13 protein-coding genes are annotated in these 15056 nt (G+C 61.1%); 11 read left to right on the top strand and 2 right to left on the bottom strand.

What is annotated here, in order from left to right:
- Positions 1-11 precede the first annotated feature (11 nt).
- Both NKK47_RS23325 and NKK47_RS23320 read right to left on the bottom strand, forming a co-directional pair.
- Complete coding sequence (locus tag NKK47_RS23325; RefSeq protein WP_352578380.1) at positions 12-299, bottom strand: XapX domain-containing protein; 288 nt, start codon at positions 297-299, stop codon at positions 12-14.
- 72 nt (positions 300-371) lie between these two features.
- Entirely contained in the window at positions 372-1019 is a 648-nt protein-coding gene (locus tag NKK47_RS23320) for a hydrolase (protein ID WP_352527368.1), read from the bottom strand.
- Positions 1020-1600: 581 nt separating this feature from the next.
- On the opposite strand from NKK47_RS23320, the gene NKK47_RS23315 reads away from it, so the two are divergent.
- The 11 genes from NKK47_RS23315 to NKK47_RS23265 all read left to right on the top strand — a co-directional run bounded on the left by NKK47_RS23315 (position 1601) and on the right by NKK47_RS23265 (position 14962).
- Positions 1601-2842 (top strand): patatin-like phospholipase family protein, encoded by a 1242-nt coding sequence (locus NKK47_RS23315; protein WP_352578379.1) that lies wholly within the window; start codon positions 1601-1603, stop codon positions 2840-2842.
- 79 nt (positions 2843-2921) lie between these two features.
- Positions 2922-4091 carry an HlyD family secretion protein gene (locus NKK47_RS23310; protein WP_352578404.1) on the top strand — a complete coding sequence of 390 codons (1170 nt, stop codon included), beginning with the start codon at positions 2922-2924 and terminating at the stop codon, positions 4089-4091.
- The gene (locus tag NKK47_RS23305; RefSeq protein ID WP_352578378.1) at positions 4091-6433 is read left to right on the top strand and encodes an ABC transporter permease; all 2343 of its coding nucleotides are present in this window, start codon (positions 4091-4093) and stop codon (positions 6431-6433) included. Before NKK47_RS23310 ends, NKK47_RS23305 begins: the two co-directional genes overlap by 1 nt.
- Positions 6423-7400, top strand: a complete 978-nt coding sequence (locus NKK47_RS23300) for an HlyD family secretion protein (protein WP_352578377.1) — start codon at positions 6423-6425, stop codon at positions 7398-7400. The genes NKK47_RS23305 and NKK47_RS23300 overlap by 11 nt, the downstream gene beginning before the upstream one ends.
- A gap of 311 nt (positions 7401-7711) precedes the next feature.
- The gene (locus NKK47_RS23295; protein WP_352578376.1) at positions 7712-9226 is read left to right on the top strand and encodes a cyclic nucleotide-binding domain-containing protein; all 1515 of its coding nucleotides are present in this window, start codon (positions 7712-7714) and stop codon (positions 9224-9226) included.
- Positions 9227-9405: 179 nt separating this feature from the next.
- Positions 9406-9765 carry a hypothetical protein gene (locus NKK47_RS23290; protein ID WP_352578375.1) on the top strand — a complete coding sequence of 120 codons (360 nt, stop codon included), beginning with the start codon at positions 9406-9408 and terminating at the stop codon, positions 9763-9765.
- 31 nt (positions 9766-9796) lie between these two features.
- Positions 9797-10378, top strand: coding sequence for a MotA/TolQ/ExbB proton channel family protein (locus tag NKK47_RS23285; protein WP_352578374.1), 582 nt, complete (start codon positions 9797-9799; stop codon positions 10376-10378).
- The gene (locus tag NKK47_RS23280; protein WP_352578373.1) at positions 10371-10958 is read left to right on the top strand and encodes a DUF2135 domain-containing protein; all 588 of its coding nucleotides are present in this window, start codon (positions 10371-10373) and stop codon (positions 10956-10958) included. Before NKK47_RS23285 ends, NKK47_RS23280 begins: the two co-directional genes overlap by 8 nt.
- Positions 10955-11440, top strand: coding sequence for a hypothetical protein (locus NKK47_RS23275; RefSeq protein ID WP_352578372.1), 486 nt, complete (start codon positions 10955-10957; stop codon positions 11438-11440). The genes NKK47_RS23280 and NKK47_RS23275 overlap by 4 nt, the downstream gene beginning before the upstream one ends.
- A 523-nt stretch (positions 11441-11963) precedes the next feature.
- Entirely contained in the window at positions 11964-12725 is a 762-nt protein-coding gene (locus NKK47_RS23270) for a sensor histidine kinase (protein WP_352578371.1), read from the top strand.
- An 881-nt stretch (positions 12726-13606) separates the two neighbouring features.
- The gene (locus NKK47_RS23265) at positions 13607-14962 is read left to right on the top strand and encodes an NAD(P)/FAD-dependent oxidoreductase (RefSeq protein ID WP_502905032.1); all 1356 of its coding nucleotides are present in this window, start codon (positions 13607-13609) and stop codon (positions 14960-14962) included.
- Positions 14963-15056: the final 94 nt, after the last annotated feature.

Below are 15056 nucleotides of genomic sequence, written 5' to 3'. Positions count from 1 at the left end.
AAATTTGGAAATCAGCCCTGCGCGCTCGTGTCCGCACGTTGGCTTCCCGCCGACTCGGATGGCAAGCCGCCTTGCGGCAAATGCCCGAATACATGGGGGCGCACCTGATGCAGCCATGAAAGAGCCGCGGGCTCGCTGCGCCACATGTTCTTAATCAGCGGCGGAAGCTGTTCGCCGATGAGAATGCCAAGAAGACCGACAAGTGCGATGATGGGTGGGGCCGGAGAGCGGACGTTCAACAGTCCATAAATGATGCCCACCAGAAGGCCGGCGGCAAGCGAGATGACATAGGCTTTCATGGGGCGCTCCAGGAGAACGGAAGGGATTGTCGGAGTGCCGCCGGGGAAATCGCCGGCACCACTCCGGACGGTTCAGCCTTCGTGGGCGCCGAGCATGGTCTTGGCATAGATGACGCCGAGGCCGTAAGCGCCACCAAACGTCTTGGCGATGCCGGTCGTCAGGCCATAGGTCTCGCCGCGTGCCCAGTCGCGCTGCAGCTCCAGCAGGTATTGGAGCGATGTCATAGGCCGCACGCCGGCCTGGATCATCCGTTGCATGGCGCGCTCATGCGCTTCGTCGGAGACATCGCCGCAAGCGTCTGCAATCACGTAGACTTCGAAGCCCTGATCGAGCGCGGACAGCGATGGGCCGACGATACAGACGCTAGTCCAGAGGCCGCACATGACGAGACGATTTTTGCCAATCGCATTGACTTGCTTGATGACGGCGGCGTCCTCCCACGTATTCATAGAGGTACGGTCGAGCAGCGCCTGGCCGGGAAAAGTAGCTGTAATCTCGTCGAACATCGGTCCCGAGAAGGTCTTCTCGGCAACAGTGGTTAGGATCGTCGAAACTCCGAAACCGGCGGCGGAATGGGCGACCAGCGCGGCGTTGTTGCGCAGCAGGACGGCATCGATCGACTTGGTGGCAAAGGACATCTGCGACTGGAAATCGATCATGATCAGCGTGTGGTCTTTCGGCGAAATCAGCTCTGAACCGGGTGTCGGAGTGGCATTCATCGGCATGGTCGTCCTTGTCTGAAATGGATTGACGTTCGGTGCAAAGCCTGACCGGCAGAGCATTCTGCGCTTGCGCCTCTCCCTCGAGAGCGTCGGGAAGCTTCGTTTTCCGTAAGGCACATTTGATCACGGCTCGAAATTCAAGGCTTGTAGGAAGCCTCCGCGCTTTTGACGTTTCTCGCAGGATTGCCGACGGTTCAGCAGAGGCTGCTTCGAGGCATCGAAGCAGCGCGTCGCTCAAACGGCAGCGAGCTGCGCCTGCGCCCGATGACGTCAAGGCCGCTCGCCGCGGTTGGCTGGTTCAATCGCATGGGCGTTAATTCACATGTCGATCATGCATGAGACGTCAAAATGCCCAGTGCTTTGTACAAGCACCGAGCGCCGGCCCGTGATCAAAGCATGCTCTCGTAAGCAGCGCCCAGCGTCGGGAAGGTTGAACTCGCCGCAAGTCCCTCTCGCCATCTCGCAAGCTGCTTGAGAGAGGAAGATTCATGACGACAGTCCGGACCCCATGGTCACCGCAAAGCAGATTGTCTCGGTCATTCCGTCCCTGCCTTGCTCGTGCAGCCTGTTCTGCCGCCGTGCACATCCTTCTTCGTGTGTGCAACTCGATACGGCTCTCCAGGAGAGCAGGGGCGCTCGCGCGAGCAATTGCGCTTGGCCTGTTCGCAAGCCAGCTCACTGCATGCATTGCAGCCTTTCCGCGGGACAGCGTCCCACAGCAATTTGCGTCGGCGGCCGAGCCGCCCGGCTATCAAAACAACATCCGGGTCTGGGGCGATTCCTATGCCAGCTATCCGGCCGGCCGACTTGTCAGGCTGCGCGACGAGAGACTGAAAGCGTCGAAGGCCGATCCGTCCATAAAGATGAGAGAGCTCAACGCTCTTACTTTGTCGGGCGGTGGCAGCAGCGGCGCCTTCGGAGCGGGGATTCTTGCCGGCTGGGCTAAAGCTGGAACCAGACCAAAGTTCGACATCGTTACCGGGATCAGCGCAGGTGCGCTCATAGCGCCCTTTGCTTTCCTGGGGCCAGCCTATGATGGCGAGCTCAAGGATGGCTTCACCGAGGTCAGCGACGCCAATATCTATACAAAGCACAGTTTGCTCGGAGCGCTCTCCAGCGGCTCATTCACCAGCAATGCGCCGCTCGCCAAGATGCTCGACGAACACATCACCGACAACATGCTTGCGGCGATCGCCAGCGAGTACGCCAAGGGACGCCGCCTGTTTATCGGCACGACCAACCTCGATGCCGACCGGGCCGTCATCTGGGACATGGGAGCCATTGCAGCGAGTGGGCGGCCGGATCGCAGGAAGCTGTTCAACGAGGTCATCCTCGCCTCAACGTCCGTTCCCGGCATCTTTCCACCCGTCAACCTGGAGGTGACCGCAGCCGGCAGGACCTATCACGAGATGCATGTCGACGGTGGCACCGCCAACGAGGTCTTCCTGATGCCGGCCGGACTAACGCTCGGCGAACTCGACAAGACCTTCCACACCAGGGTCAAGGGGCGGCTGTACGTGATCCGCAACGGTCGAACCACACCGGAGTACAGCTCGGTCAAAGCCGGCCTGCCGAATATCGCCGAGAAGGCTGTCTCGTCGCTCATCAAGACGCAAGGCATCGGCGACCTCTATCGGCTCTACGCAGTCGCCGAACGGGATGGGATTGACTTCAACTCCATAGACATCCCCGCAGACTTCACTGTCGAAGCGAAGAGCCCGTTCGACAACAAGTTCATGCGGGCGCTGTACGCAAAAGGCTACGAAATGGGCCGCGACGGCGTCCCGTGGAAAAAGACACCGCCTGGATTTTCCAGATGAGCCTGCTGTTGAAACGACCCGATGACAATCGCCATCAGGCATTGTCCAGACCAGATGATTGGAGACCCAGGTGTCGGACATGTCGCGTGACCCGATAAGCAAGACATCGGATTCGAGTGACGAGTCATTGTCGCCCGGGACCGGCGCGCCGGTGGCGCGTCTTGACGGTCTTGGAACTCCGGACCGAAGCCTTGGAAGCCCTCAAGCTGAATTGCACCAACCGGATCTTGGCGCGTCAGTCCAACTCGCCGCCGCTGAGCCGCCCAGAACCTCGAAAATAGCGGCGATTATCGTTGCGCTCACCGCGCTGGCGACCATCGGTCTGTCCTTGTGGTATCTCGTTCAGCCGCAGCCGCTGCTGGTGCAAGGCGAAGCCGATGCCACGCGCGTTGATATCGCGGCTCGTATCGATGGCAGGGTCGGACAGCGACCGGTCTCGCGCGGCGACAATATCACGACCGGGCAATTGCTGGTGGCGATCGACAATCCGGAGCTGTTGATGAAGCTCAGCGAGGCGGAGGCAGCAAGGGCCGTCGCTCAGGCGGACTTCACGCGTATCCAGGTCGGCACGCGCGCCGAGGAGGTTGCGGAACGCAATGCTGAGGTCGCGTCGGCTCAGGCCAATTTGACGCTTGCCCAGCAGACCTACGACCGGGTCAAGCAGGTCACCGAGGGCGGCTTCGAGTCGGTCGCAAAGCTCGACGAGGCGACCGCGTCGCTGGACGTGGCGAAGCGAACACTGGAGCAGGCAAAGTTCGCCTATCAGGAAGCTGTCGCTGGCCACACCGCTGAGGAACGCGGCGTGGCACAAGCTGCCGTCGCCAAGGCCGAGGCCGCCATCGCGACCCTGCAGGCGCAGGTCAACGAGATGACCGTCAAAGCGCCGATTGCCGGGCAGGTCTATCAGGTCGGCGCAGAGGTCGGCGAATATGTCTCACCCGGAGTGCCGTTGCTCTCGCTTGTGGATCTCAGCGATGTCTGGGTGGGCTTCGATCTCCGCGAAGACCTGATCAAGGGTCTGAAGGTGGGAGACCGGTTCACGGTCAAAATCCCTGCACTTGGCGACATGCCCGTCACCGTCGAGGTGCGGACCATTGCCACACGTGGCGAGTATGCCGGATGGCGCGCAACGCGTGCGACAGGCGACTTCGATCTCAGGACCTTCGAGGTGCGGGCCTATCCGGTCGAAAAGCTCCCCGACCTCAGGCCCGGCATGAGTGCTTACGCGGATTGGAAGGGGGCGCACTGATGCCGACTGTGCGTCGTTTCGGCATTGTCGATGTCGCTCTCCGTGAGGTGGCCTGGATCCGTCGCGACAAGGTTGCCCTGCTGCTCGTCATCGTCATCCCGTTGATTGCCTTTGCGATCCTTGCCGCCACATTCAGCAATGCGGTCATCCGTGATCTTCGGGTCGACGTGGTCGATCAGGACAGGACGAAGACGTCCGAGACCTTTGTGCAGGCGATCAGCGCGGCACCGGGCGTCACTGTGGCGAGACGTTCCTCCGATCTCAATGGCGCCATGCATGCCGTTCGCTCCGGCGAGGCCATTGCCACGGTCTATATCCCCGAGAATCTCGAACGCGACATCGCAGGGGGGCGCCGGCCGCAGGTCGTGGTCTTCTTCAACAAGCAGTTCTTCACGCCTGGCAACGTCGCCTCGAGTTCGCTGCAGGCGGCGCTATCGGCAGCCATTGCCGACCTGCCGGCAGGACCACACACCGCCGCCTTCACGCTCGGTCCGCTTGTCGTCGAACAATACGTTCTCACCAACCCCGCGCTGAATTATGCGCAGTTCCTTTTGCGAGCGATCCTGCCGACGGTGCTCCATATCGTGATCGCAATCTCCGCCGGCTATGCGGTCGGCTCCGAGTTCGGGTCGCGCAACATGCGGGAATGGCTGGCGACGGCCGGCGACAGCATGCTCATCGCGCTCGTTGGCAAGCTGGCACCTTACTTCGGCATCTTCCTCGTCATGATGGCTGTCGGGCTCGGGATCATTCACGGCATTTTCGAGATACCCTTCCGCGGCGACCCTGTGCTGGTGGCCACCGGCGCTTGCCTGCTGATCATTGCCTATTTGTCGTTGGGCGCGCTGCTGCAGCTTCTCGTCAGGAATCTTGCATTCGGTCTCAGCCTGACCGGCATCATCTGTTCGCCGGCGTTCGGCTTCGCCGGCGTCGGGTTTCCCGTCTTGGCTATGAACACCTTCTCCCGCGCCTGGGGGGCAATGCTGCCGCTGCGCTGGTACATCCAGATCCTGTTCGACCAGGCGGCCCGTGGCGTATCGGCAGCGGATTCCGCCGAGCCTTTCATGATGCTGGGCGGATTGGCGGTCATCTATTTCAATCTGACCTGGCTGACGTTGCGATTTGTTGCTCGGCATCCGAGGCCAAAGCCGGTCGAATCCCCCGAACAATACAGGTCGGAAGGAAGGATCGGCATTGTTCGAGCATTCACCGACGAATATGGCCGGATTATCCGTAACCGCATGGCCTTCGGTCTTATCGTTATGGCGCCTATCGTTTACGGTGTGTTCTACCCGCAACCCTATTTAGGCCAACTTATCAAGGACATCCCCATTGCCGTCGTGGATGACGATTCCTCCGACGTCAGCCGTACGATCATCCAGGCAGTCAATGCCGACGAAGCGGTGAAGGTGCTGCTTCGGCCGACGACGTTGGCCGAAGCGCAGGCCGCGCTCGCACGCCGGGAAGTGTTCGGCATCCTGGGTATTCCGGCAGGAACTGAACGCGACATCCTGAAGGGCGATCAGACCAGACTGCCTGCCTATGTCGATTCAGCCTATTTCCTCCTCTACAATCGGACGCTGCAGGGTATTCAGGAAGGCGTGGGCGCGGTCACAGCAGATCTTGCGGCGCGCAGCGCCCGCTCGAATGGCAGCCTCTACCGCGCGGCTCTCGTGCAAAGCTCGCCTGTAGAGATTTTGAACCAGCCGCTTTTCAATCCCACCGGCGGTTATGGCAGCTACATCGTTCCAGCCGCCTTTCTGTTGATCCTGCAGCAGACGCGACTGATGGGCTCGGCCTCGGTGGCCGGGATGGCCTATGAGCAGGGCGGCCGCAGCGCTCGCCGCCGTCGTGGAACTGTGGCAGCGGTGATCGGTCAAAGCCTCGTGCATCTGCTGCTTGCGCTGCCGGGCCTGGCGCTGTTCCTCATCGTGCTGCCGAGGGCCTACGGTTTCTCGGCAAGCGATCATGTGCTCGACCTGATCGTTCTCGCCATCCCCTTCATCCTATCGGTCAGCCTGCTCGGCCAGTTCGTTGGGAACTGGTTCAAGCGGGGCGAAACGGCGGTCCTCCTGTTCGTTGCGATCAGTCTTCCGATCTTCTTTCTGGTCGGCGTCGCATGGCCGCTGGAAGCGATCCCGCCGATGCTTCGGACGGCCAGTCTTATTCTTCCAAGCACCTTCGGCATCGATGGCCTGGTGCGGGTCAACCAGATGGGAGCGACTTTGACAGACGTCTGGAAAGACTGGATGGGGCTGTGGGTGCTGACAGGCGTTTACGCTGTCCTTGCTATCGCCTCATCCAGAATCGCCGCGGGTTGGAGGGTGCCCGATGCTCGCTAGACCGCGATATGGTTTTGCAATCGCATTGGCCGCGGCAGGCACGATACTATGCAGTGCCTGGCAAGCGTCGGCAGAGCAGGCAAAGCCACCGATCGCCGGCATGGTCCGGCAGACCGAGATTCGCATCGCACCCGAGACGACGGGGCGACTGGCGACGATAGTCGTCATTCCAGGCCAGCGTGTCCACAAAGGCGATCTTCTTGCCGTGCTTGACAACCCCGAACTGACAGCAGCCGTTGGTGAAGCCAAAGCCGCTGCGTCGAGCGCCAAGGCAGAGCGGGATCGGGTGTATTCGGGCGTGCGGGCAGAAGAGGTGGCAATCGCCACCCAGGCCGTCCAGACGGCGCAAGCCAATCTTCTGCTCGCCCAGCAGCGGTATGACCGCGCATCGGCACTTGCGGGCAAGGACATCGCCAGCAAACAAACGCTCGACGACAGCACGGCCTCGCTTGCAAAGGCGAAAGCTGACCTTGATCTCAAGCAGGCGCAAGTCGCCGAAGCAACCGCGGGTCCCACCGCCGAGGAGCGTGCTGTGGCCGATGCCCAAGTGGTGTTGGCCGAGGCGACAGTCGCGGAACTCCAGGCCCAGTTGGACAAGACCAGACTGACAGCGCCGACGGACGGCACAATAGGCATTCGCGTTGGCGAGCCCGGCGAGATTATTGGTCCGGGAAAGCCGGTGATGACGATGGAGGCGGAGGGTCAGGCCTGGTTCGCTTTCACGCTGCGTGAAGACGATCTGAACGAAATGACGCTCGGCAAAACGGTAGCGCTGACGGTGCAGGGCGGGCGCCAGATCGAGGCTCGCGTAACGGAACTGCGCCCACTGGGAGAATTCGCAACCTGGCGCGCGGCCCGCGCCGTCGGGGGCCATGATCTCAATTCCTTCCGACTGCGCCTTGATCCAAACGGCAGTGCTGGAAGGCTGGAGCCCGGCATGACCGTTTGGCTCACCACCCAACCGTAAGACTTGAAGGGTCGTCGGATGAGGTCGGTCGTGGCCGCGACAAGAAGACCCGGAAAGCGGCCGTCGGCTTTGAGCGCCATATTCAGAAGGGCAATCGTCTGCGACCTTCCCATAGGGGTGGTAGATCGGAACGGATCAAAGGTGTCCGCCAGGCTCGTCTTCTTCAACAAGCAGTTCTTCGCAACCGCAATGTGACCTCCAACTCGATTCGGTCGGCAGTTTCAGTCGCCGCCGACCTCAGTGTAGGTCCGCACAGCGGCGCTCTCACACTAGGTCCTCTTGTCGTCGAACAATACGTGGCTCCCAATCCCATGGTTACCTACGCACCCCTATCCGAAATCATCGCGGATCCCATCGTCCAGACTGGCGTGCTCACCACGCTGGGCGCATTGGTTACGCGCATTCTGCTCCGCAACCGACCGACCCTCCGCTTGGTCGGCCAACTGGCGTTCTTTTTGGCGCTCACTGCGCTGCTGCTATACCACGGGATCATCCCGTATGAGGTTGATCCGGCCGACATCTCTAGGGTGCAGCGCGTATTCACTGGCATCGTCAAGGTGATCTGGTGGATCAATGCCGCATGGTCGCTGATCGGCGTGGTCCGCGTATTTCTCATCCTCGATCACCAGCCCCGTGAGGGACGGCTTCTTCAGGATCTTGTCGTAGGCATCATCTACGTGACAGCGGTCCTCTCGATCATCGCTTACGTATTCAACGCCCCGGTCGGAACACTGATAGCCACATCTGGCGCCGTCGCTATTGTCCTCGGCCTTGCCTTGCAGAACACTCTGGGGGACGTCTTCTCGGGCGTAGCGCTCAATCTCGCCAAGCCTTACGGAATCGGCGACTGGCTTGTGCTGAGCAATGGCTTCGAAGGCAAGGTTGTGGAGATGAATTGGCGGGCCACCCATCTTCTGACCGGTGCAAACGACCTAGTGGTTGTCCCCAACAGCGACCTCGCGAAGGCAAGGTTGACCAACCTCAGCAGTCCCGAGCGGAGCCACGGGGTAACACTGACGGTCCGGTTCCGGCCAACCACAGCGCCGTCCACGATGGCCGATGTGATGCACTCGGTTCTCTTGAGCAGCAATTCGATCCTGACACGACCGGAGCCGAGTGTGCAAATACTGTCGCTGGACGGAGGTGCAGCGGAACTGGAGCTTGCTTTCAGGGTTGCGGACAGGGCCCTCGCCGGCAAGGCAAAGAGCGAGGTCTTCGACCTGATTTTCCGTCATGCCAAGGCGGCCGGGCTCACTCTTGCTGCGCCCACGGAAGCTGTTGGCTCCGCATTCCCGGAATCGAACGGGGTTGAGATGCCGTTCGGTTTCCATACCACGCCACGGCGACTTCTGGACGCGATCCCCCTGTTTGCCCCGCTGACCGAGGATGAGAAGGAAGCGCTCGCTTCGACGATGACACGCCGGACCTTCCGAAAGGGAGAGGCCCTCGCAAAGCAGGGGGAGGTGCTGAAGTCGCTGATGATCGTGCGCAGCGGCGTCGTAGCCGTAAATCGGCGCGAGGGCGCGCGCGAGATGGAACTGGAGCGTCTTGCGCCGGGTGACTGCTTCGGCGAAGGCGGTCTTCTGACGGAAGCCGGCGAGTTCGGCGGCATCAAGGCTCTCACTTTCGTGGTCGTTTATGAGATCACACAAAAGAGCCTGGCGCCGCTGATGCGGGATCGCCCCGCAATCGCCGACGAGCTGGCCTTGCTTCTCTCGAAGCGGAACGCATCAGAGCTGCTTCGGCTCGGCCGAGGCGACGGGGCGAATGCCACGACGACGATGCCGCCGCTGCGGGCGCGTATCAGGCACCTGTTCAATCTCTGACTTCGACCAACCAATCCTTGGTAGATGGCGCGTCTAACCTCAAACAGCAGCAATCCTGCGAGAAGTGTCCAAAGCGCAGACGCTTCCTACAAGCTTTGAATAGTTTGCCGTGATCAAATGCTACTCACGGAAAACGAGACGGCCGAAAGGCCTGCCTTCGCACAAACTCGGAGGTCCCAATGTCCAATCAAGGTTTCAAACTGGTTAAGTCACGTCCTGATTTGGCGCGCATCAAAGTGATTGGGGCGGCACTCGTACTAGTCGCCATGTTCTCCATACCCGCGGCGGCGGAGGCTGGATCGCCTCTGTGCGCCTCGCGGCCGGAAATTCTGAAGCAACTTTCCACACGATTCAAAGAAGCGCCCGTTGCCCTCGGTCTGGCTAAAAACGGCTCAGTCGTCGAAGTGCTGACCAGCGACGACGGCGAGACCTGGACGATCATGGTCAGCCAGCCGAACGGCCCAAGCTGCCTAGTCGCGGCCGGCGAAGGCTGGGAAGAATTGAAGCGGGTCGGCGCCAAGGGCGAGCGCGGCGCCTGATCGCGTGGATCGCAAAAGAAGGAACGCTAAGATGGTTGACGTCTATTCCCGCGAAAGCGCACCGCGACATAAGTCGCGGTGCGGTATCGTCCCGATTGCTCAGCAGCTTTGGTCAGAGCAGGCATCTGACCTTGGATCGCACGCCGTTGCCCGCAGGGTGCGGGCCACGCGCCCTGACGACGCGCACGGCATCCCGCTGGCATTCCTGTCGCGGTTCATCGTTCTTCAGGCAATTGGCGCCGCCGCAATCGCCGGCCTGTGGGTCGTCGGCGTTGCCGGCAAGCCGTTCGCTGGCAACAACGGGTTTCTGTGCTGGCTGATCGCAGCCATCGGCGCCCTGGGCATTCTGTGCGTTTTCCTCCGGCGCTGGCGCGACGTCGATTGGCTGGCGACCCATGTGGTGCGGATCGGGCTGCTTGGAACCGTGGTTGGGCTCATCGTCGCCTTCTCCGCGGCGCGTACCGGCGGCTCGGCCGACCCCAATGCAATCCGGCCGATGATCGCGTCGGTCATCGACGGCATGTATGTCGCGCTCTATGCGACGCTGCTGGGCATAGCCACGAACCTGTGGCTCAAGATCAATCTTCGCCTGTTGGGGAACTTCGATGGATGAGGAAACTCTCACTGTCTGGCTCGACACCGCTCTCCTGATGCTCGGCGGCTTCGTCCTCATGACCGTGCTCATGATGACGGTGATGAACCCGCCGGCCAAGGCAAGCGAGACCGATGGCATCACGGCGCCGGGAAACGTCACCGTCGAGACGCAATGGCCCGACAAGCTCGACGCCGATGTCGATCTATGGGTCCAGGCGCCCGGCGATGTGCCGGTCGGCTACTCCAACAAGAGCGGCAAGGTGTTCGATCTGCTGCGCGACGACCTCGGCATGGCGCAGGACATGACCGACTCCAACCACGAAGTGGCCTATTCCAGGGGCGCACCCGCGGGCGAATACGTCGTCAATGTTCACATGTATCGCGGCGTCAACGTCACATATCCCGTCCCGGTGAAGATAAGCGTCAATGTAAAGCGCGACGCCAAGTCGTCAGCGCCGGTGGCCACACCGACGGTCCAGCTACGCAAGCCCAACCAGGAGCTTACCGCCTTGAGATTCCGGCTCGATTCGACTGGCCAACTGGTGCCGGGCAGCATCAACAGCATCTTCAAACCCCTACGCGTGGCGGCCTCCCAATGATGATCGCTCCCGTCATCTTCGCGCTGCTGCTCGGCGCGTTCATCTTCGTCATCCTGCCGCATGCAGGCATTGCCCGCCGCGCCCTCTCGGTCGGCATCTTCCTGACGCTGATCGCCGTCGTCTATGTCGGCGCCAGCGAGCTTCTTGGCCGTCCGAAGCCGCTGACGCTTGAGTGGCGCGACACGGCAAAAGCTCAAGTGGTGGGCGCCGTCCCGGTTGAGAACGAAGCCATCTACGTATGGCTCACCACGCCCGCCTCGACTGAGCCGCGCTTCTATGTGCTGCCATGGAGCCAGCAAGCCGCGCAACAACTTCAGGATGCGATGGGCAAGGCGGAGGCCGACGGCACTGGGGTTGAGATGAAGATGCAGACCGCCGACGCGGGTCTCGAGACCCGCGAACCGATGTTCTACGCCCTGCCGCAACCGGCCCTGCCGGCAAAGGACTATACGAGCGTCGCTAGCCCACTCGTTTCCAAGTGAGCCATTGACACGATCTCGGCGGCAAACATTCGAGCTAGGTGTTCCGCGAGTTCGTTCCGTGCGCGTGCGTCGCCAAGGCATTCAATCATATTGACGTTCAGGTCCTGCCGGAGCCGGCAGTATCGAGTAGCCAGCGGGTCCTGTTCGACTCGTGCGATGATGTCGACGCGGAGGCCGAGGTTCGCAAGATCATCGAAAGGACCTTGGCGGGCTCGAAAAGGGCGGACCACTGGCCGGGCTACCGTTCGTTCACTTGCGGCCACCAATTTCATCAAGATCCTGACGGTCAACGGTGTCGGGCCAAAGCTCGAGATCGGTCGGCCTCGGGCGCCTGTTGGCACTCCAACGGCGGGTGCGAGCTCGCCATGGGATGCTGAGGTAGGCCGAACTTGCCGAACGGCCAGAAAGATCCTGCGAGAAACGTCAAAAGACCAGATGCTTCGTACAAGCCCTGAATCTTGAGGCGTGATCAAATGCAACTCTCGGAAACCAGACTTCCCGAAGCTCTCGATGGAGAGAAGCCATGGCCGACAATCTCGATATGACGACCGGGCAGCGCGTCACTGATGACAATATTGCCCTGCCGCCAGTTCCTGACCCGCGCGTGTTGCTTGCTTCCATTGTTCACGATTTCAACATATTGCTGACGCCGATCGTGTCCGTCCTGGAGGAGATGCAAAATCGCGGGGTCGTAACTGCACGGCAACTGAAAAGGATTGACGGAGCGATTTATTGTGCTTTTCGCGCCAAGACGTTGGCGCGGCAACTGCTCGATTTTGCGAGCCCCCGACCACTCAATCTTGCTGCGGTCGATGTCGGTCGGCTTCTGGAACGGCTCGAGGCACCGTTTGCAAGTTTGTTGTCGACGCATTTTCGTCTTGACCTCGACATCGCTGAGGGTCTCCCCAAGGCTTGCATCGACCAGCAGCTGATCGAGCGGGCGTTGCTCAATCTCGTTTTGAACGCCCGTGACGCGATGCCGGCCGGCGGACGTGTGACGATCGCTGTTGCGCAGGATTGCCCGTCCAGCAGTCGGGCGTGGGGAAGCGGCTCGATGATCCGTCTGACAATCTCAGACTGTGGCATCGGCATGGATGAGGCGACCCTGAAAATGGCGGGGGAACCCCATTTCTCGACCAAAACAGACGGAACAGGCCTCGGCCTGGCGACCGTCAAGCAACTCATGGAACGCCAAGGTGGCGGGCTGTCGGTCGCCAGTGCGCCTCATTGCGGCACCACCATCGATCTGTGGCTGCCGGTGATGTCAGCGTCATTCGCCGATTAGCCTTGTCGATCAGCCGGCCTAAAGGAGACGTGCGATGGATGTCCGCATTCTAATCACCAAAGTTGCTTCGAGCACTCGTGATTTCTTCTGGCCGCGCTACCGACCAGAGCTGTACTACATGCGGGGCGCCGGGCCGGCTACTGCTCGCCGTGCCGTCATGGTTCGTTCGGGCCAAGTGCTGCCAACGCTGCGCGAAGAGCAGCGGCAGTCTCTCCTGGCGGCGCGCTGCTACTCGCCTGGACAGGGCTGCGCTTGGACCATCGGGCGCTACCCTGCGGACATTCACTTTGATCCTAGGATCCGTTGAGCCCGCCACCGTCGGAAGGCCGCAAGTGCGTTCCGCTCGATCGTGACCCAATCATTCCAAACACAAAACCAGCATTGGAGGAATAAAATGAGAATCACCACTCTTGCTGTCGCAACCCTCCTCCTTTCAGACGGAGCTGTCCTTGCTGCAAGCGATCACTAGGGATCGCAAGAAGTGCAAAGACCTGCGACAATGTCCGACCCGACATATACCTTCTCCAACGAGATCGGCATTGCTGGCGGCCAGAGCCTCCGGCAACCAAGGACGGATACGGCCGCGGTCCTTGGGGCAGGTAATCTTGAACGAACCTGAAAGGGCCGGTCACCATCGGCCCTCCTCGCCGAATAGACTACGCAAGCACGCCAAGGTACCTCGTTGGCCCCGCTAGCATCTCGTATTCCGGGGCCGCCCGCCGGGCGAACGACTTTTTGGACGGGCGCGACCGAACGCGGCAGGCCGCTTCGGGTCGCAGCAAGTCTTTACAAGAAACAGGGCATCCCACGAGCTATTCGATTTGCATGGTCGTCAGATCGGCCAGCTGCAAGATCCCCGGCTAATCATGAGGTGATGAGCGATGTTGGCTGAGACTGGTCCCGCCGAAAATGCCGCCGACGGTGGTGGCTCACGCACCATGCGGCCGCGGGTCGTTATCCTAGGCGCCGGTTTTGCCGGAGTGGCAGCGGCGCGGGCCCTTAAGAGATCCGATGTGGACGTGGTTCTGATCGATCGCCGCAATCATCATATTTTCCAGCCGCTGCTCTATCAAGTAGCAACCGCAGTGCTTGCACCATCCGAGATCGCGGCGCCGATCCGGCAGTTGGAGGCGAGGCAGGCAAATTTGAATGTGATGCTCGCCGACGTCGTTGATGTCGATACGACCCATCGTACCGTCGATGCCCTCTTTCCCGGGATTGGCATCCGCAAGGTGCGGTTCGATCTCCTCGTCGTCGCCACGGGTACGCGTCCGAGCTATTTCGGCCACGACGAATTCGCAGCCTTTGCACCGGGGATCAAGAACCTCACCGACGCCGAGGCGATCCGAACCAAAATCCTCAGCGCGTTCGAAATGGCCGAGGCGACCGACGATAAGAACGAGCGCGCCCGCCAGATGAACTTTGTGCTCGTCGGGGCCGGACCGACCGGTGTCGAACTTGCGGCATCGATTGCACAAATGGTGAGGGTCACGCTGCGTCGGAATTTCAGGAAGATCGATCCGGCAACCAGCACTATCACCTTGATCGAGGGAGGAGATCGGGTTCTTCCGAGCTTTGCTCCGTCACTGTCGAAAAAGGTCGCCAGACACCTCGCCAAGCTCGGCGTGAAGGTTGTGACCGGCGTCAAGGTGGATCGTGTCGACGCCCAGGGTGTGATCGCGGGCGGCGAAAGAATTCCAAGCGCGACCGTTTTGTGGACGGCAGGCATGGCCGCATCGCCGATCATCCAGCTGCTCGGCGCCAAAACGGACCGGGCGGGCAGGGCGCTGGTCGAACCTTTCCTCAATTTGCCGGGCCAGCCGAACTTATTCGTGGTCGGCGACGCCGCGTCCATACAGCAGGATGGGCGACCCGTGCCCGGCGTCGCGCAGGCAGCCATCCAGCAAGGGCGCTATGTGGGACGAGTGATCTCCGATCAAATCAAAGGGCGCGAACCAAAGCGGGCGTTTCGATACCGAGACAAGGGCAACATGGCGGTCGTCGGCAAGAACTTCGCCATCCTGGAGGCCGGTCATCTGAAAACGGCTGGGTTCCTGACCTGGTTTATATGGGCTTTCGTCCACCTGTTGGCTCTCCCCCAACTTCAGAACCGTTGGAGGGTTCAATCGCAGTGGCTGTGGTCGTATCTGACCGGCCAGCGCAGCTCGCGGCTGATCTCTGAACCGCCGCGACCCACAAATGCCGCGGTCACGACCAAGCAAACCACGGCGCCGTGATCCGTCTGGCGCGCGAAAGCGACGATCTCTCAAGTCAGCCACGCCGCTGTCGGACGTGACTTCGCCTGGCCAACGGCGACTTCTTTGCCTCTGC

The organism is Mesorhizobium sp. M0019 (assembly GCF_040323975.1).
Taxonomy (GTDB): domain Bacteria; phylum Pseudomonadota; class Alphaproteobacteria; order Rhizobiales; family Rhizobiaceae; genus Mesorhizobium.
This window is presented reverse-complemented; position numbering and strand designations above follow the sequence as displayed.

Coding starts and splice junctions, on each gene's coding strand:
- NKK47_RS23325 (WP_352578380.1), bottom strand. CDS start 299: ATGAAAGCCTATGTCATCTCGCTTGCCGCCGGCCTTCTGGTGGGCATC.
- NKK47_RS23320 (WP_352527368.1), bottom strand. CDS start 1,019: ATGAATGCCACTCCGACACCCGGTTCAGAGCTGATTTCGCCGAAAGAC.
- NKK47_RS23310 (WP_352578404.1), top strand. CDS start 2,922: ATGTCGCGTGACCCGATAAGCAAGACATCGGATTCGAGTGACGAGTCA.
- NKK47_RS23305 (WP_352578378.1), top strand. CDS start 4,091: ATGCCGACTGTGCGTCGTTTCGGCATTGTCGATGTCGCTCTCCGTGAG.
- NKK47_RS23300 (WP_352578377.1), top strand. CDS start 6,423: ATGCTCGCTAGACCGCGATATGGTTTTGCAATCGCATTGGCCGCGGCA.
- NKK47_RS23295 (WP_352578376.1), top strand. CDS start 7,712: ATGGTTACCTACGCACCCCTATCCGAAATCATCGCGGATCCCATCGTC.
- NKK47_RS23290 (WP_352578375.1), top strand. CDS start 9,406: ATGTCCAATCAAGGTTTCAAACTGGTTAAGTCACGTCCTGATTTGGCG.
- NKK47_RS23285 (WP_352578374.1), top strand. CDS start 9,797: ATGGTTGACGTCTATTCCCGCGAAAGCGCACCGCGACATAAGTCGCGG.
- NKK47_RS23280 (WP_352578373.1), top strand. CDS start 10,371: ATGGATGAGGAAACTCTCACTGTCTGGCTCGACACCGCTCTCCTGATG.
- NKK47_RS23275 (WP_352578372.1), top strand. CDS start 10,955: ATGATGATCGCTCCCGTCATCTTCGCGCTGCTGCTCGGCGCGTTCATC.
- NKK47_RS23270 (WP_352578371.1), top strand. CDS start 11,964: ATGGCCGACAATCTCGATATGACGACCGGGCAGCGCGTCACTGATGAC.
- NKK47_RS23265 (WP_502905032.1), top strand. CDS start 13,607: ATGTTGGCTGAGACTGGTCCCGCCGAAAATGCCGCCGACGGTGGTGGC.